Origin of the sequence: Halomonas sp. BN3-1 (assembly GCF_003056325.1) — a bacterium.
Taxonomy (GTDB): Bacteria; Pseudomonadota; Gammaproteobacteria; order Pseudomonadales; family Halomonadaceae; genus Halomonas; species Halomonas litopenaei.
This window is the reverse complement of sequence record NZ_PYVV01000025.1, coordinates 16479-33147: the sequence shown is the minus strand read 5'-3', so window position 1 is coordinate 33147 and position 16669 is coordinate 16479. Positions and strand designations below refer to the sequence as shown.

General features: G+C 64.9%; 13 protein-coding genes. 8 read left to right on the top strand and 5 right to left on the bottom strand.

The window, feature by feature from the left end; genetic code table 11:
* The first annotated feature begins 565 nt into the window (after positions 1–565).
* The 6 genes from C9F12_RS21920 to C9F12_RS21895 all read left to right on the top strand — a co-directional run bounded on the left by C9F12_RS21920 (position 566) and on the right by C9F12_RS21895 (position 7905).
* Positions 566–1177, top strand: coding sequence for a cytochrome P460 family protein (locus tag C9F12_RS21920; RefSeq protein WP_045995046.1), 612 nt, complete (start codon positions 566–568; stop codon positions 1175–1177).
* A 747-nt stretch (positions 1178–1924) separates the two neighbouring features.
* Positions 1925–2674 carry an SDR family oxidoreductase gene (locus C9F12_RS21915; protein ID WP_108450210.1) on the top strand — a complete coding sequence of 250 codons (750 nt, stop codon included), beginning with the start codon at positions 1925–1927 and terminating at the stop codon, positions 2672–2674.
* Positions 2675–2927: 253 nt separating this feature from the next.
* Entirely contained in the window at positions 2928–3779 is an 852-nt protein-coding gene (locus C9F12_RS21910) for a fumarylacetoacetate hydrolase family protein (RefSeq protein ID WP_108133184.1), read from the top strand.
* Entirely contained in the window at positions 3776–4831 is a 1056-nt protein-coding gene (locus C9F12_RS21905; RefSeq protein ID WP_240184330.1) for a zinc-binding alcohol dehydrogenase family protein, read from the top strand. The genes C9F12_RS21910 and C9F12_RS21905 overlap by 4 nt, the downstream gene beginning before the upstream one ends.
* Positions 4832–4973: 142 nt before the next feature.
* A complete protein-coding gene (locus C9F12_RS21900; RefSeq protein WP_108450209.1) occupies positions 4974–6659 on the top strand; it encodes an altronate dehydratase family protein in 1686 nt (561 codons plus the stop codon).
* 97 nt (positions 6660–6756) lie between these two features.
* The gene (locus C9F12_RS21895) at positions 6757–7905 is read left to right on the top strand and encodes a mannitol dehydrogenase (RefSeq protein ID WP_108450208.1); all 1149 of its coding nucleotides are present in this window, start codon (positions 6757–6759) and stop codon (positions 7903–7905) included.
* 162 nt (positions 7906–8067) lie between these two features.
* Here C9F12_RS21895 and nanR read toward each other — a convergent pair whose 3' ends face one another.
* The 5 genes from nanR to C9F12_RS21870 form a co-directional block, all read right to left on the bottom strand.
* Positions 8068–8799, bottom strand: coding sequence for a transcriptional regulator NanR (gene nanR / locus C9F12_RS21890; protein WP_108450207.1), 732 nt, complete (start codon positions 8797–8799; stop codon positions 8068–8070).
* A 143-nt stretch (positions 8800–8942) separates the two neighbouring features.
* Positions 8943–10019 (bottom strand): Ldh family oxidoreductase, encoded by a 1077-nt coding sequence (locus C9F12_RS21885; protein WP_045995040.1) that lies wholly within the window; start codon positions 10017–10019, stop codon positions 8943–8945.
* Positions 10020–10124: 105 nt separating this feature from the next.
* On the bottom strand, positions 10125–11504 hold the full coding sequence (locus C9F12_RS21880) for a TRAP transporter large permease (protein WP_108450206.1): 1380 nt from the start codon (positions 11502–11504) through the stop codon (positions 10125–10127).
* Between the two features lie 24 nt (positions 11505–11528).
* Entirely contained in the window at positions 11529–12095 is a 567-nt protein-coding gene (locus C9F12_RS21875) for a TRAP transporter small permease (protein WP_108133178.1), read from the bottom strand.
* A 46-nt stretch (positions 12096–12141) separates the two neighbouring features.
* Positions 12142–13140 carry a sialic acid TRAP transporter substrate-binding protein SiaP gene (locus C9F12_RS21870; protein ID WP_045995038.1) on the bottom strand — a complete coding sequence of 333 codons (999 nt, stop codon included), beginning with the start codon at positions 13138–13140 and terminating at the stop codon, positions 12142–12144.
* Positions 13141–13599: 459 nt separating this feature from the next.
* Between C9F12_RS21870 and C9F12_RS21865 the strand changes: the two genes are divergently transcribed.
* Both C9F12_RS21865 and C9F12_RS21860 read left to right on the top strand, forming a co-directional pair.
* Complete coding sequence (locus C9F12_RS21865) at positions 13600–15459, top strand: DUF4231 domain-containing protein (RefSeq protein ID WP_108450205.1); 1860 nt, start codon at positions 13600–13602, stop codon at positions 15457–15459.
* A gap of 360 nt (positions 15460–15819) precedes the next feature.
* A complete protein-coding gene (locus C9F12_RS21860; protein ID WP_108450204.1) occupies positions 15820–16647 on the top strand; it encodes a hypothetical protein in 828 nt (275 codons plus the stop codon).
* The last annotated feature ends 22 nt before the right edge of the window (positions 16648–16669 follow it).

Genomic DNA, 16669 nt, shown 5'->3' with positions numbered 1-16669 from the left:
CGCGGCTTCTCATCGAGGGCCGGGCGCCAGTGATGCGTGCCCATCGAGAGCCCGAATACATTGGCGCAAGCCCACTTTGTCAATGTCGTAGATCCACGTTGCAAAAGCCAGGCTGACCATACATTTTGTTTCAGGCCGCCAACTGTGCCATTACGCGCTGCTACTCAAGCATTCGCGCATGCGGTATGCGAGTTCCCGCGCCGGACATGGCGAGTGACATGGGCCTGACATATACCTTCAAGACCCCTCCCGCCGATGTCAGTCAGTGTTTCGACATATGACGGTTGTTCTTGCGCAAGGCGCGTTGCATCGCGAACGCAAGATCAGGAACAACGCAAGGTCAGGAACAAGACCGGCAACGTCATCGCTGCACTCGCGCGAGCGAGGGGACCAAGGAACATCGACCATCATCAGACAAGGGCCTCAAGGCCCGGATAAAGGACAGGGAGCAAGCCAAAGGCCACCCAAGAAGCCTGCGCCGCCCTTGCCGTGACTCGTCGCCGTCAGCGCAGCACCCGTGGATGGATGCGTCCAGGTGCGCCTCGGTGACCAAGGAGGACAGACCATGCTCAGGATTTCCCGTCTCACCGCCTTCGCCGCCGCCATGGGCGCCAGCCTGATCGCCTTTGACGCGGTCGCCGAGACCTACTTCGAGATCACCGACGGGGAGCTCACGCGCCCCACCGGCTTCCGCGAATGGGTGTTCGTCGGTACCCCGCTCACGCCCAATGACATGAACAACGGCAAGGCGCCTTTTCCCGAGTTCCACGCCGTCTACATCGATCCGGAAAGCTGGGACCACTGGAAGGAAACCGGTGAATTCCGCGATGGCGCCATCATGATCAAGGAGCTGATCAGCGTCGGCAGCAAGCAGGCGGCCAGCGGCAACGGCTACTTCATGGGCGAATACATCGGCCTCGAGGCGACCATCAAGAGCAGCGAGCACTTCCCGGATGAACCCGGCAACTGGGCCTACTACAGCTTCTCGACGCCGGACCACTCGAGTCTCAAGGAGACAGCGGCGCCCTTCCCCACCGCGGCCTGCAACGCCTGCCACGCGGCGGCGGCAGCCGACGACTTCGTCTTTACCCAGTACTACCCGGTACTGACCGCCGGCAAGGGCGCCGGCGACGACGCCGGTGGCGGCACCCAGTCCCAGCTTGGCAACGACGGCTGATCGCCTGTCTGGCCCCGTTCCGACAGTCCAGGGCCTGAACCATCGGCCAGGGAGTCAGAGTCAGGAACGGGGACCATCTGGAATATGGTGCCTAAAGGTGCCAATGAAAGGTGCCAATGAAAGGTGCTATGTAGAAACGTGCGGTACGTGCACATGCGAACCGCAGCCGGCCGTATAGACATATAAACACCCGATACCCAGTAGCACGAAGGCCGGCAAGACAAGCACCTGGCACCACCGAGCATGAAGCGATGGCGGTGACCCTGCGTCACCCTGTGGCCTTGCAGGGTACGTCTACCGGCGAGCCACTGGATTCGCCCCGGAGTCCAGAAGTGGCATAGGGGCTGCCCCGAGAGAAGGATGTCTCTCGGCAGCGATATCCGCCATCCTTCTTGCGTTCCCTGCCCTCCTGGCGGCCCTCCCCGGCCGCCTTTTTTTATGTTCTCGGCGCCCTCTTCCCGCGGACCAGCGATATCCGTCCCCGCTCTTTGCTATCAGCCATATTCCGCTACCCCGGCACTCTTGATCCCTTGCGACCAAAGTCGGCCCTTGGCGCCAATTGCAATCCAGCCAACCTGCGCCATACTACGGATAACGTCATGCTAGCAGCCTGTCATACCACCTAGCGAAAACTCGCGGCACCAGCAGGCTTCAGCTAGAGGGAGAGCACCAGGCCTTCGTCACTACGACACCTGATGTTTCGCCGCCATGACAACAACCTCGTCGCCCCTGCCAACAGGAGACATCATGCGTCTGTCAGGAAAGACCGCCTTGATCACCGCCGCCGGCCAGGGCATCGGTCGCGCCACCGTCGAGCGCTTTATCGCCGAGGGCGCGGAGGTCCACGCCACCGACCTCGATCCGGCCAAGCTCGAGGATCTGGCAGATCGCCGGGGTGTCCGCTGCCACACCCTGGATGTGACCGACCCTGCGGCGATCGCCGAGCTGGGGGCGAAGATTCCGACACCGACCATCCTGTTCAACTGTGCCGGTTACGTGCATAGCGGCAGCCTGCTCGAGTGCTCCATCGAGGACTTCGATCGCTCCATGGCGATCAACGTCACCGCCATGTACCACACCATCTCGACCTTTCTTCCCGGTATGCTGGAGGCCGGTGGTGGCAGCATCATCAACATGGCGTCGGTCGCCAGCAGCCTTAAAGGTGTTGCCCGACGCTTTGCCTACGGCACCAGCAAGGCCGCCGTCATCGGTCTGACGCGCTCGGTGGCGGCGGACTACGTGACCCACGGCATCCGCTGCAACGCCATCTGTCCGGGTACCGTGGAGTCGCCCTCCCTGGCGCAGCGTATTCGCGCCCAGGCCGAGGCTCAGGGACAGGACGAAGCCCAGGTGCGCCAGGCCTTCCTCGACCGCCAGCCAATGGGACGCCTGGGCAGGCCCGAGGAAATAGCCGCACTGGCCGTCTATCTGGCCTCGGATGAATCGGCGTATACCACAGGTACCAGCCAGATCATCGACGGCGGCTGGCTGGCGTGAAGACACTGATCGACGGCAATGCCATGACGTCGGCGCGATATAACGGCACCGGCACCAGCCAGATCATCGACGGCGGCTGGCTAGCGTGAAGACATCAGTAGACGCAATGCCATGACGTCGGCGCGATATAACGTCACCGGCACCAGCCAGATCATCGATGGCGGCTGGCTGAAGTAAAAGACGACACAACGACATCAATCCATCGACCCTATCCTTCGACCTTATCCATCCAATCAACGACAAAGGACACCCCATGAAACTGCTGCGATTCGGCGCCCCCGGCCAGGAAGCTCCCGGTATTCTCGACGCCAACGGACGTGTCCGTGACCTGTCCGGCGTCATCGATGACGTTGCCGGAGAGGCCCTCGGACGTGACAGCCTGGCGCGCATCGCCGGCCTCGATCTGGAAAGCCTGCCCGAGGTTCCCGCCGACACCCGCATCGGCCCCTGCGTCGGCCAGGTCGGCAAGTTCATCTGCATCGGCCTCAACTACGCCGACCACGCCGCCGAGAGTGGCGCCGAGGTGCCGCCGGAGCCGGTGATCTTCAACAAGTGGACCAGCGCCATCTGCGGCCCCGACGACGACGTCATCATTCCCCGCGATTCCTCCAAGACCGACTGGGAGGTCGAACTCGGCGTGGTCATCGGCAAGGGCGGTCGCTATATCGACGAAGCCGACGCCCTCGAGCATGTGGCGGGCTACTGCGTGATCAACGACGTATCCGAGCGGGAATTCCAGCTGGAGCGCAGCGGTACCTGGGACAAGGGCAAGGGTTGCGACACCTTCGGTCCCCTCGGCCCCTGGCTGGTGACCCCGGATGAAGTGGAAGATCCCCAGGCGCTGAACCTGTGGCTCGAGGTCGACGGCAAGCGCTACCAGGACGGCAATACTCGCACCATGGTCTATCAGGTGGCCTACCTCATCAGCTACCTGAGCCGCTTCATGAGCCTGCAGCCAGGCGACGTCATCTCCACCGGCACGCCGCCTGGTGTCGGCCTGGGCCAGAATCCGCCGGTGTTCCTGCGTCCGGGTCAGACCATGCGCCTGGGCATCGAGGGCCTCGGGGTGCAGACCCAGAAGGTCGTGGCGGATTCGGACGCATGAGCCAGCGCGACGTGCCCATGACCGTGGCGGTGTGCGTTGAACCAGGGCAGATGGCCCTGGAACAGCGCCCCCGCCCCGAGCTTGCCGGCGGCGAGGCCCTGGTGCGCATTTCGCGCATCGGGGTCTGCGGCACCGATATCCACGCCTTCGGCGGCAACCAGCCCTACTTCGAATACCCCAGGGTGCTGGGGCACGAACTGGCCGGTACGGTGGAGGCCCTTGCCGACGACGTGGACGAGGCGACCCGTGCCCGCCTCGAGCACCAGCCGGTGTACGTGATCCCCTACCTGCACTGTGGCGAGTGTCGCGCCTGCCGGCGCGGCAAGACCAACTGCTGTCAGGCGATGCAGGTGATCGGCGTCCATCGCGACGGCGGTATGGCCGAGTGGCTGAAGGTTCCGGTCGATCATCTGGTGGCCTGCCCGGCACTGGAACCAGACGAGCTGGCACTGATCGAGTGCCAGGCCATCGGTGCCCACGCGGTGCGCCGGGCCGCGGTGGAAGCGGATGAACTGGTGGCGGTGGTCGGCGCCGGCCCCATCGGCATCGGCGTCGCCCAGGTCGCGCGGGCCCGCGGTGCACGGGTACTGCTGCTCGATACCAGCGCCGAACGCCTGACCTTCTGCCGCGAAGCGCTCGGCTTCGAGCAGACCCTGGTAGTGGGCGAGGACGATCCGCAGGCGCGCCTGGCCAGTCTCAACGACGGCGCACTGGCCGACGTGGTGTTCGACGCCACCGGCAACCCGAGCGCCATGGAGGCCGGCTTCGGCCTGGCCGGACACGGCGGCCGCTACGTACTGGTCAGCATCGTCAAGTCAGACATTCGCTTTGACGACCCGAGCTTTCACGGCCGAGAACTGACCCTGCTCGCCAGCCGCAACGCCACCCGCGAAGACTTCGACTGCGTCACCGAACTGCTGGAAGAAGGCCGTATCCAGGTGCGCCCGATGATCACCCATCGCGCCAAGCTCGAGGCCCTGCCGGAGACCATGCCGGTGTGGTGCGGCGGTGAGGCCGGCGTGATCAAGGCGATGATTCACCTCGATCGATAAGTCGGCGCCAGCACCGGCGCCCCCTTCGACGGGCACCGAACACTCTTTCACCAGGCGGCGTACGGCACCCACCGTCATCTGCTGCACCCGATCACCAGGCCGTCACGATAACAACGTCAACGCCTTTGCCGAGGACCGTCCCATGTCCACACAGTCATCGACCACCGCTGCATCGAACAAGGAAGCGTCGTCCAACGCGACCATCGCCAGCGACCAGCCCGCCCAGGAAAGCCTGCGGGTCCATCCTGCCGACAATGTGCGTGTCGCCCTGCGCGACCTGCCCCAGGGGCACCGCATCGACGAGGGTGCCGACACCCTGACGCTGGTGGAAGCCATCCGCCACAAGCACAAGTTCGCCCTCGAGGATCTGGCCGTCGGTGACACCGTCACCATGTACGGCGTCACCGTCGGCCGGGCCACCCGGGCGATCGCCCGTGGCAGCGTGATCCGCACCGACAACCTGGAGCACTTCACCCACTCGGATACCCCGGTCACCCGCCGGGAACACTGGCAGGCACCGGACGTTTCCGCCTTAGAGGATCACACCTTCGATGGCTTCCATCGTCCGGACGGTGGCGTGGGCACCGCCAACCTGTGGCTGGTGGTGCCGCTGGTGTTCTGCGAGAACCGCAATATCGAGGTGCTTCGCCAGTGTGTGGCGGACGCCCTGGGTGACGACCCTTTCCGCGACTACAAGCAGATGGCACGCCAGATGCTTCATGGCGATAGCCCGAGCCATGTGACCGAGCCTCCCTCCTCGCCCTTTCCCAACGTGGATGGCGTGCGTTTTCTGACCCATACCCTGGGTTGTGGCGGCACCGACGACGACGCCCAGGCGCTGTGCAACCTGCTGGCGGGCTATATCACCCACCCCAACGTGGCCGGCGCCACGGTGCTGAGCCTTGGCTGCCAGAAGGCCCAGATCGCCATGCTCAAGCAGGCGGTGGCAAGCAAGGACCCGCAGGGCCTGCGCCCGGTGCACTACCTCGAGCAACAGGCCAGCACCAGCGAAGACGCCTTGATCGAACAGGCCCTGGGCACCATCTTCGATGGCCTGCGCGAGGCCAACCAGGTGACCCGCCAGCCGGCGCCGCTATCGGCCCTGCGCATCGGGGTGGAGTGCGGCGGGTCCGACGGCTTCTCGGGTCTGTCGGCCAACCCGGTGGTGGGCGGTGTCATCGATCGCCTGGTTGCCCTTGGCGGCAGCGGCATCCTCAGCGAATTTCCCGAGCTCTGCGGGGTCGAGCACGAACTGCTGTCGCGCTGCGTCGACGACGCCACCGCCGAACGTTTCTCGTCGCTGATGCAGGCCTACCAGCGCCACGCCGACGCCGTCGGCGCGAGTTTCTCGATGAACCCCTCGCCGGGCAATATCCGCGATGGTCTGATCACCGACGCCATGAAGTCCGCCGGGGCCGCCAAGAAAGGCGGCGACAGCCCGGTGGTCGAGGTCCTCGACTACACCGAGACCGCCACGCGACCCGGCCTGGCGCTGCTGTGCAGTCCCGGCAACGATGTCGAGTCCACTACCGCTCTGGTCGGCTCCGGCGCCAACCTGGTGATCTTCACCACCGGGCTCGGCACGCCCACGGGTAACCCCGTTGCACCGACCCTCAAGGTCGCCAGCAACTCGGACCTGGCCCGCCGCATGGCGGACATCATCGACTTCGATAGCGGAGCAGTGATCCGGGGCGAGGCCTCCATCGACGAGCTCGCCGATGACCTGCTGGCGCTGTGCATCGAGACCGCGTCTGGGCGCTACACCACCCGCGCCGTGGGGCTGGCCCAGCACGACTTCATTCCCTGGAAGCGCGGGGTGTCCTTGTGAGCGTTCCTGTGAAAGAGCCTGTGAGCGTCCCTGTGAGAGAGCCTGTGAGCGTCCCCGTGAGAGAGCCTGTGAGCTTCCCTTGAGAGAGACTGGCAACATGCAAAACGCAACCACCGTCACCCTGATGCAGTTCGGCATCGGCCGTTTTCTGCTGGCCCACGTCGACCTGTTCGCCAGCCAGGCCCGGGACGAACACGGCAGTGATATCCGTATCATTGCGGTACAGAGCTCAAACCGTGCGGCCGGGCGAACCAAGGCCCACGCCCTGGCCAGGGACCCGGTCTACCCGGTCAAGATGCGCGGCCGACGTGATGGCGAACTGATCGATACCACCCATCAGGTCGACAGCATCACCACCGCGCTGGTTGCCAGCGAAGCCTGGGCAGAAGTGGAGCGGCGTTTTCGCGATGAGGTAACTCACGTGGTCTCCAACACCTCCGAGGCGGGCTATCAGGTCCCGGCGGGCGATGGCCCACGGCGGGACTGCCCCGAGAGCTTCCCCGCCAAGCTGACGCACCTGTTGAAGACCCGCTTCGACGCCGGCCGTCCCGGCGTCACCCTGCTGCCATGCGAGCTTCTGACCGACAACGCCCTCAAGCTCAAGGACGTCATCCTGGAATTGGCACAGGCCCACTACGACGACGATGGCTTCATGGCATGGCTCGAGCGGGACTGCGTGTGGGCGGTGACCCTGGTGGACCGCATCGTCTCCGCCGAGCTGGATCCGGTGGGCGCCGTCGCCGAGCCCTATGGCCTCTGGGCGATTCAGCAAACGCCCGGGCTGGTGATGCCGTTCTCCCACCCGGACGTACATCTGGTCGACGATATCCGTCCCTTCGAGCGGCGCAAGCTGCACCTCTTGAACCTGGCTCATACCTGGCTGGTCGCTCGCGTCATGGATCTCGGTCTCGGCGAGGAAGTGACACTGGTTCGCCAGGCGATAGACGACCCCCGCCTGGGAGACGAACTGGAGAAGATGCTGCGCCAGGAGGTGGTACCGGTGCTCGATCAGGAACTTCCGGGCATGGAACTCGAGGACTACGTCGACAGCATTCTGGATCGTTTCCGCAATCCATGGCTGGACCACCGACTGGCCGATATCGCCCAGAATCATCCCCAGAAGCTGGAGCGAAGGCTGGCGCCGGTGGTACAGATGGCCGCCCGCCAGGGTCGGGACGTACCACGCCTGGCCAGCGCTTTCCCCTCGACGGCTTCCGCGTCGACCTCGTCCCTGTCCTCGACCTGACAACGTCCTGGGCAAACTGGCGGATCACTCCAACAAGGCACCCTTCAATAACACGCCGCCGCCGGATGTCATCCGGCGGCGGCGTATGGCTACGGCTCACGTTTCTGGCCCAAGGCCGTTCTCGCTGCCCGGTGCAGCACGCGAGTTTCCGCTCCCTCAGGCTCAGGCGTCGTCCTGGCGACTCTTGAGGCGTTGCTTGAGCTGCATATAGGTGCCGTAGTGACGATCGAGGTGCCGTCGCATGGCGGCCTCGGCGGCTTCCGGGTCCCGGGCGGCGATGGCCTCGACGATCTCGGTGTGGGCCTCCAGGGCAGCCAGGTCCTCCCCGGGCTGCTGCAGCGCCAGGGCGCGACGGTCATCGAGCCACTCGGATAGTGCCTGATGGATGGCGTCGTAGATGGGGTTGTGCCCGATACTCGCCAGGACGCCATGAAAGTCGTTATCGGCCCGCTTGACGGCGGCTTCATCGCCGATCACCGAACGCTGATGAGCCAGAGCGTCGCGCAACGCCTGGATCTCCTCATCGCTTGCGTGCTGCGCCGCCTGACGGGCCAGCGCGACCTCGAAAAGCGCCCGGGCCTCCTGAAAGTACTGCTGCCCTTCGGGTTTGGCCAACAACTGCCGGGTGACCCCGGACAGCCTCGCCATCACGGCCTCGGCGGTGGGCCGGATAACCCGTGCCCGGGTGCCGCTGTTGATCGCGATCAAGCCTAGCTGCTGCAGGTAGAACAGCGCCTCCCGCACCGCCGGGCGCCCGACCCCGAACTGCTCCATCAATTCACGTTCGGACGGCAATTGATCGTTCTCGCCCAGCCGCCCTTCGAGGATTTCAGCCTCCAGTTGTTCTGCCACCTGCTCGGACAGCGTCTTGCGCTCCACCCGATATTTGCTCATCGACGCGGGTCTCCCTCGATCCATCACCCGGAGCGTCTCCGGGACACGGCGCACATGGTACTGCAAGGCGCACCCCCTGGGCAGCAAGGCGTCACTGCGGCACACTCACCCCCCGGGCCAGGCCAAGCCTCGACGGCGCTCGGTCAGTGCTCGGTCAGCGCCGTCAGCGCAAAGCGCTCGGCGATCTGGCGATACTGATCGCGCTGGGCATGGTCCAGGGGAATGCCGGTCTGCTTGCGCTCATCGCGGGTCTGCCACTCGCGATCCCCCGGCGCCAGCACCCGCTGACCCTCTACCGGCGTCATCTGGCGCAGATCCTTGAGGTACTCGGCCAGGCGACGCTCGAAGGCGCTGCGCTCCTCGAAGGCGCCCGGGTCCATCACCAGAAAGAAGTGGCCGACGCCGCGCGGAGTCGACATGTCCGGCCCGCCCATCGGCAGCAGGCGAAAACCGTGGACCATGTTGGCCAGGGTCGAACTCAGCACCTCGACCATGCCGCCAAGCCCGGCCCCCTTGAAACCGAAGCCGGCGCCACCTACCGGCAACAAGGCGCTGACCTGGCGGGCATCGGTGGTCGTGCTGCCGTCGCTGGTCGCGGCGATGTCCGCCGGCAAGGGCCGTCCGATGGCCGCATACTGCTGCACCCGATTCATGGGCACCGAGCTGGTGGCCATGTCCAGCAGATACGGATCCTCGCCGGCCACCGGTGCAGCGAAGGCGATCGGATTGGTGCCGTGGAAGGCCCGCTGACTACCGTGGAGCAGGACGAACGGATCGGAATTGCAAAAGGCCATGCCGAGCATGCCCTGCTCTGCCGCGGCGAGGGCGTAGCAGCCGGCGGCACCGAAGTGCGACGAGTTGCCGACCGCCACCGCACCGATGCCGACCTCCCGGGCCATGCTGACGGCATGATCGATGGCCCGATACCCGGCCAGGTGGCCGAAGCCATCATCGGCGTCCAGTACCGCAGTGCCGGCCAGACGCTGCTTGATGCTCGGCGTCGGGCTGCCCTTGATCCGCCCGCCTTGCAGGGCGTTGAGGTAGTGCGGCAATAGCCTCAGGCCGTGGCTGTCGGTGCCCATCAGCGAGGCCGTGACCAACGCCTTGGCCACCGCTTCCCGGGAGGCCTGATCGGCGCCGGCAGCCGCCAGCGCCTGTTCGATAAAGCGATGCAGATCCTTGTAATCGACCCGACAGGCCTCGTATTGACTGGCACTCATGGGGATTCCTTGTGAGGGGGATAAGGGCCGCAAGGCGCGCGCCGATCGCTCGGCGCCGCCTTGACTCGGCCATACCGCGTCACCGCCGCAGCGGCGACCCGGGACTCAGCGGTAGACCAGCGTCGGCAACCACAGCGAAATCGCCGGAATGAAGGTCACCAGCAACAGCGCCACCACCAGAGGGATCAGGAAAGGCAGGGTGCCGCGCATGCACTTCTCGAAGGAGATATGCGACACCCGCGACAGCACGTAGAGCACCATGCCCACCGGCGGGGTCAACAGGCCGATCATCAGGTTGAGCACCATGATCACACCAAAGTGCACCGGGTCCACCCCGGAGGCCACCGCTACCGGCAGCAGCACCGGCACCAGGATGGTAATGGCGGCGATGGTCTCCATGAAGCAGCCCACCACGATCAGCACCAGATTGATGATCAGGAGCACGGCAATGGGATTGTCCTGGAAGGGCCCCAGCAGTCCCATGACGTGCTGGGTGACCTGGTTGCTGGTCAGGATCCAGGCGAAGATCGAGGCGCCGGCAACGATGAACAGGATCACCGCGGTGGTCTCGATGGTTTCCATGCTGACCTTCAACAGTCGCCGCCAGGTCAGGGTACGGTAGACCAGTCCCCCCAGAATCAGCGCATAGACCACCGCCGCGATCGCCGCCTCGGTCGGGGTAAAGGCACCGGTGACGATGCCGCCGACGATGATCACCGGGGTCAGCAGCGACAGGAAGGCCCGCGAGAACGTCTTGCCCAGCACCGAGACCGAGAATCGTGCATCGCGCTGGTAGCCGCGACGCCGCGACAGCCAGGTGATCATCACCATCAGCGTCAGACCCATCAGCAGGCCCGGCACCAGGCCGGCGGCGAACAACTGCCCCACCGAGACCGACGCCATCACCCCGTAGATGACCATGGGCAGGCTCGGCGGAATGATCGGGCCGATGGTCGAAGACGCTGCGGTGATGCCTACGGCGAACTCCTGATCGTAGCCGGCGTCGCGCATGGCCTTGATCTCGATGGTGCCGAGGCCACCGGCATCGGCCACGGCGGCACCGGACATCCCCGAGAAGACGATGCTGGCACCGACGTTGACGTGGCCCAAGCCCCCACGCATCCAGCCCATCAGCGCCTTGGCGAAGTCAAAGATGCGGGTGGTGATGCCGCCGTTGTTCATCAGGTTGCCGGCGAGGATAAAGAAAGGGATCGCCAGCAGCGGGAAGCTGTCGATGCCATTGACCATGCGGTGCACCACGACCACGTCGGGCACGCGTCCTGTCAGCAGAACGTACATCAGGCAGGAGCCGGCCAGGCTGATGGCGATGGGCACCCCGCAGACCAGCAGGGTGAACAGGGCGGCAAACAGAAACGAAAGGTAGTTCTCGAAAAACGCCAGCGCGATGCAGCCGACGACCGCCAGTGCCGCCACCACCGGGGGCACTGGCGATCCGCGCCGGGCACTGATCATTGCTTCAGTCATGGGGTTGTTCCTTGTTCGAGGCGCTCAGTCGTCTTCATCGCGACACATCAATTCACTCTCGCCGGTGCGCCAGTGACGCACCGCCAGTTGGATCGAGCGCACCAGCATCAGCACCACCCCGAAGAGCACCACGTAATAGAGCAGACTCTTGGGCAGGTCCACCGACACCATCATCGAGTTGGTGCGCTGGGCCAGCTGCCAGGTGATCCAGGCCAGCATGCCGAGAAAGGCGATACGCACCAGATCCACCAGGGTCCACATGACCCGGGCGGTGGGCTCCGACAGGTAGCGATAGAAGAATTCCACGGCGATATGCGAGCCCTTGCGGGCGGCCATGGCGCTGCCGAGAAAACCCACCGCTACCAGCAGGTAGCGGGCGATCTCCTCGGTCCAGGCGATGGAGTTGCCGAGCACGTAGCGACTGAAGAACTGAACAAAGACGTCCAACGCCAGCAGCCAGAAGACCACCAGCGTCAGATAGTCCTCGATGCCGTAGTCACCCGGTCGGATCCGGTCGTCGTCATCGGGCACCTCGAAGGCGCTGGTGGTCTCGTGTTCGACGCCAGGGTCACTCACGTCAGATCGGGTCATGAAGGATCTCCCGAGGGAGGGCGCACGGCGCCCTCCCCTCCGTCGTTTACTGGCCGATAGCCTGGAGGCGATCGTAGGTTTCCTGGTCCCAGGTCGCCGCGTCACCGTTGTGAGCCGGCATCACCGCCTCGCGGAACGGTGCGGTGTCGACCTCGTTGACGGTGACGCCCTGCTCCTCGAACCAGGCCACCAGGTCCTGCTCCTGCTGCACGATGTCGGCGGTGATCTTCTCGCCGGCCTCTTCATAGACGTCGCGGAAGATCTGCCGATCCTCTTCGGACAGGCGATTCCACAGCGGACCGCCGGCAATCGTGATCAGGGAGTCGGTGATATGACCGGTCAGGTTGATGACGTCCTGCACCTCGTAGAAGGCCTTGGCCTTGATCGTGGGCAGCGGGTTTTCCTGGGCGTCGACGACACCCTGCTGCAGGGCCAGATAGACCTCGGCGAAGGCGATCGGCGTGGGATTGGCGTCGACCTGCTCGGGGAACATCATGTACATCGGCGCATTGGGGACGCGGATCTTCAGGTCCTGCATGTCCTCCGGCGTATTGATCGGCTCGTTGGACGTGGTGTGGCGCTTGCCGTAGTAATTCATCGCCAGCGGCACGTTGCCGGTAGCGTCCTCATAGCCCTGGGCGATCTCGGCGAACAGGTCGCTGTCGACGTAGGCCTGCCAGTGATCGAAGTCACGGAACATGTAGGGCGCACCGGCGATGCCGATGGGACCGTAGGAACGGCCGGCGAACTGATTGCCGGTAAAGATGAGGTCGACGGTGCCGAGGCTCAGCCCCTCGTTGATGTCGGCTTCCTTGCCCAGTGAAGAGGCTGGGTGCACCTCCACCGAGTAGCGGCCATCGGTGCGTTTCTCGATCTCTTCGCCGGCCCAGACGGCCCACTCGTGGTAAGGCTCCGAAGTCTCGTAGACGTGGGCGAAGGTCAGCGTTTCCGCCTGGGCGGCCGCCGACAGACTGACGCCGACCATGGCGGCGATCAGGCTACGACGAATGAAGCGGGCGGGCGGCTGGCAGTGATTGGGGCGCATCTTGTTGTTCTCCCGGGCTCTTGTGGCGTGTGGAGTGTGCAAGGTGGATGCACGCAATCGCTTCGACAGGCTCCATGCCTGGGCGACTGTATACGTGTCATACCACCGAGACTGAATCTAGTTGTCCCCACAGGCCCATGCAAGGAAGTGACGACGAGACTTTGGTCGATGCTCCACCAACGTCGGCCATGACGAGGTGCCAATGCAAGGGGGCTTTGCAGGCGTGTGCGGAAGATCATGGCGCCTACCCTCAGGACCTGGGACTTATCCTGCATCGCCCTGACATTACTGGCCTGAGCCTGGTCCCGCTGGCGTCGAACGGCAAATAATACCTAGCCCTCGACACTAGCAGCCTGCCGTCAGACTCGCTGGCCGGCGAAACGAGGCGACCTCACCTATGCTCCAGTAAGCCACGACGCGATCCCCAGAGGATCCCTTCGACGAGCCCGGAGACACGCCGTGACCGACAACGCCTATCTCGCCCCTCGACTCACCCTGCGCGTGGGCGTGACCGGGCACCGCCCCAAGGACCTGGCGAAGGCCGACCATGACGCGCTGGGCAAGGCGGCCCAGGACATACTCGACCGCCTCGCCGCCGAGACGCGCCGGCTGGGAGCACAGGCCGAACCCGGCCTCTATGCCGATGAGCCTGCCTGCATGCGACTGGCCAGCGCCATCGCCGAGGGAGCCGACCGGCTGGTCGCCGAGGCGGCGGCCTCACGTGGCTACGAGATCAACCTGATCCTGCCCTTTCGACGTCGGCAATACGCCGACGACTTCGACGGCGACGCCCTGGCCGACTACTGGCGCTGGTTCGAACATCCGGCGGTGACCAGCTGTACCGAACTCGACCTCGGCGAGCCCGGCGATCAGCGGGAAGCCGGTTACGAGGCGGCCGGCCATCTGGTGCTGGCGCATTCCGACGTATTGCTGGCGGTATGGGACGGCAAGCCCTCACGAGGGCGTGGAGGTACCGCCGAGATCATCGACGAGGCACGCCTGCGTGGCCTGATCGCACTGTGGCTGGACCTGCAGGGCCAGTTGCACCTGTGGGTCCCCCGAGAGCACGTCGTCGAGCCCCTCGACGACGGCGACTGGAAAGCCCTGACGCCAGGTGACATCAGCCAGCTACTTAACGACCGACTCGAGCAGCTGCTGTTGCTGGGCCGCGGCCCCGACGACGCCAGCTGCCCGCTCAAGGGCCTTGGCGACTTTGCCCGCCAGACCCCACGGCCGCGCACCCGTCACTGTGTTCATGAGTGGCTGCGTGCCCTGCTGGTACGCGACGTACCCTTCGCCGCATCGGTCGACCTGGGGCTTGAACGTGAACGCAGCGGAGCCTGGAAGGAAACACTCAGAGCCGCACACCATCTTGGCGGTGATAGCTACGAGGCGACCCTGGACCAGCGCCTGCGACAACGCTGGATCGCCGCAGACAATCGCGCCATCGACTACGCTCACCGCTTTCGCAGCGCCTACACCACCAACTTCCTGCTGGCAGCGCTCGCTGTGCTGGTGGGTCTGCTGGCGGTGCTGGCGTGGGACAGCAAGGGCGTCAAGGCGCTGCTGGTCAGCATGGAACTTGCGATCATCGCCAGCATCCTGTTCATCACCTGGCTCGGGCGTCGTGGGCAGTGGCAGAGCCGCTGGCTGGCCTACCGCAGCCTGGCCGAGGCGATCCGCCCGGCACGGCTATCGCTGCTGATCGGTACCTCACCCGTCGGCGCCGCCGAGCCGCCGGTGGACAACGGTCGCTTCGACTGGATTCCCTGGTACGTGCGCTGCTCACTGCGGGAAATCGGCCCACCCGACGCCGTCGTCTCCGGTGATAGCCTCAGGCGGGCCCTGGACGTGGCCCTGCACGAAGAGATCGACGGTCAGATCGGCTATCACCGAAAAACCGCCGAGCGCCTGGAGACTCAGGACGATCGCCTCGAGTACCTGGCGAAGGGGGCGCTCTGGCTGACGCTGGGCAGTGGCGTCCTGTACCTGGTGTGCTATCTGGTCTACCTCAACGGTCCGGCACTTCCGGCGGAGCTCTACAAGCCCGTAGCCACCCTGCTCGGCGGCTTTCTGCCGGTGCTGGGCGCGGCTATCTTCGGCATCCGCGCCACCGGCGATCTACGTGCCGCCGCTCAGCAGTCCCGGCGCATGAGTCAACGCCTGAAGCGCCTGGGCAGCAAGCTGACCTCTCGCCTGAACACACCGGAGCGCCCCGTGGTCCGTCGTCTGCTCGGTCAGCTGCAGCTGACGATGGCCGACGACCTCAAGGTCTGGAGCATGATCTACAGCGAGCGGGAGCTGGTGCCCGGGTTCTAGGACTTGTCTGAAAAGTGCCTGCACTCGGTAATACGGCGTTAAAAATCGGCTGGTGCGCCAGCCCGGTCAAAATGCTCATTTACACCCCGTAAACTGCGCTTTCTCACCGATTTTTGCCTTGTCTAACCTTCGCTCGTCGACTTTTCGGACAGCGCCTAGGCCCGTCGGAAAAGTACCTGCTGACCTGGCCGCCTTGAACACGGGATTCATGATCGAGAGACACCAGATTTTTGCCGCTCTGATTGGCGCCGAAGCCGTTGCCAAGACGACAGCGGCTATCTAGGGTGAAGACAGCCCCCCGGCCCCTGCTGCACCACCGGGGCTTCTGAAGCGGTAGCCCCAATACAGGCGGAGGCCTGCATGGACCGAGATCGCTGGGAGACATTTCTCGAGAAGCACCTCACGCCTGCAGACCAGGCCTTTCCCAGCGTGCCGCCCGTCCCGGGGGACTGGAAGACGCTGTCCCCCGAGGACAGTCTGCCGCTGTTGCTGGACCTGACCCAGGCCCAGCTCGCCGACGATATCCGGCCCACCTGCGAGTGCTTTACCGCCCTGGCGATCCGCGCCATGCCACTGTTGTGCTATCGCCGCCATCTGCTCTGCGACGTCCTGCTGGAGACCGAAGAAGGCCCCGGCCTGTTCGCCTTCATCTATGGCCAGAGCGGTGTCTGGCCGCTGGACCTGACCAGCAAGGCGCTGTTTCGACTGAACAGTATCTATGGCGATCCTGCCACTTCCCCGGCCGCGGCGCTGGAATACCTGCACCTGTTCACCGGGTTCATCATCGGAGGTGCCGAGAGCGGCCGTTTTCGTGTGCTGGAATCCGCTGACTATTTTCCCTGGGTCGATGCCGATCCGCCGCCTCAGGCGCTCGATGCGGTCCGTCAGGCGCTGTCCAAGGTGAGTTATCCCCCCCGTGTGGTATGCGCCAACGACGAAGCCGACGCGCCAGCCCCCATGACCTTGCACAGCGGGGATCTGGCTGAACAGCGCTCCCTCAACAGCGACGTCGACAGTCCGGTCGTCGCCTGGCACATCCAGGTACCGGTGGTCTACGGGCGCTCGCTGTGGGACTGCGACTTCACGGTGCTGCGCGACGGCGAGGTCCACATGGAAGAGGACCGCACCCTGCTCGACGATCTGCCGCTGCGACTGGAACGCTTTATCGGCGCGGTGCGCCTGCCCTGAATCAGCTTACCTGCGCTGAGCC

Coding starts and splice junctions, on each gene's coding strand:
- C9F12_RS21920 (WP_045995046.1), top strand. CDS start 566: ATGCTCAGGATTTCCCGTCTCACCGCCTTCGCCGCCGCCATGGGCGCC.
- C9F12_RS21915 (WP_108450210.1), top strand. CDS start 1,925: ATGCGTCTGTCAGGAAAGACCGCCTTGATCACCGCCGCCGGCCAGGGC.
- C9F12_RS21910 (WP_108133184.1), top strand. CDS start 2,928: ATGAAACTGCTGCGATTCGGCGCCCCCGGCCAGGAAGCTCCCGGTATT.
- C9F12_RS21905 (WP_240184330.1), top strand. CDS start 3,776: ATGAGCCAGCGCGACGTGCCCATGACCGTGGCGGTGTGCGTTGAACCA.
- C9F12_RS21900 (WP_108450209.1), top strand. CDS start 4,974: ATGTCCACACAGTCATCGACCACCGCTGCATCGAACAAGGAAGCGTCG.
- C9F12_RS21895 (WP_108450208.1), top strand. CDS start 6,757: ATGCAAAACGCAACCACCGTCACCCTGATGCAGTTCGGCATCGGCCGT.
- nanR (WP_108450207.1), bottom strand. CDS start 8,799: ATGAGCAAATATCGGGTGGAGCGCAAGACGCTGTCCGAGCAGGTGGCA.
- C9F12_RS21885 (WP_045995040.1), bottom strand. CDS start 10,019: ATGAGTGCCAGTCAATACGAGGCCTGTCGGGTCGATTACAAGGATCTG.
- C9F12_RS21880 (WP_108450206.1), bottom strand. CDS start 11,504: ATGACTGAAGCAATGATCAGTGCCCGGCGCGGATCGCCAGTGCCCCCG.
- C9F12_RS21875 (WP_108133178.1), bottom strand. CDS start 12,095: ATGACCCGATCTGACGTGAGTGACCCTGGCGTCGAACACGAGACCACC.
- C9F12_RS21870 (WP_045995038.1), bottom strand. CDS start 13,140: ATGCGCCCCAATCACTGCCAGCCGCCCGCCCGCTTCATTCGTCGTAGC.
- C9F12_RS21860 (WP_108450204.1), top strand. CDS start 15,820: ATGGACCGAGATCGCTGGGAGACATTTCTCGAGAAGCACCTCACGCCT.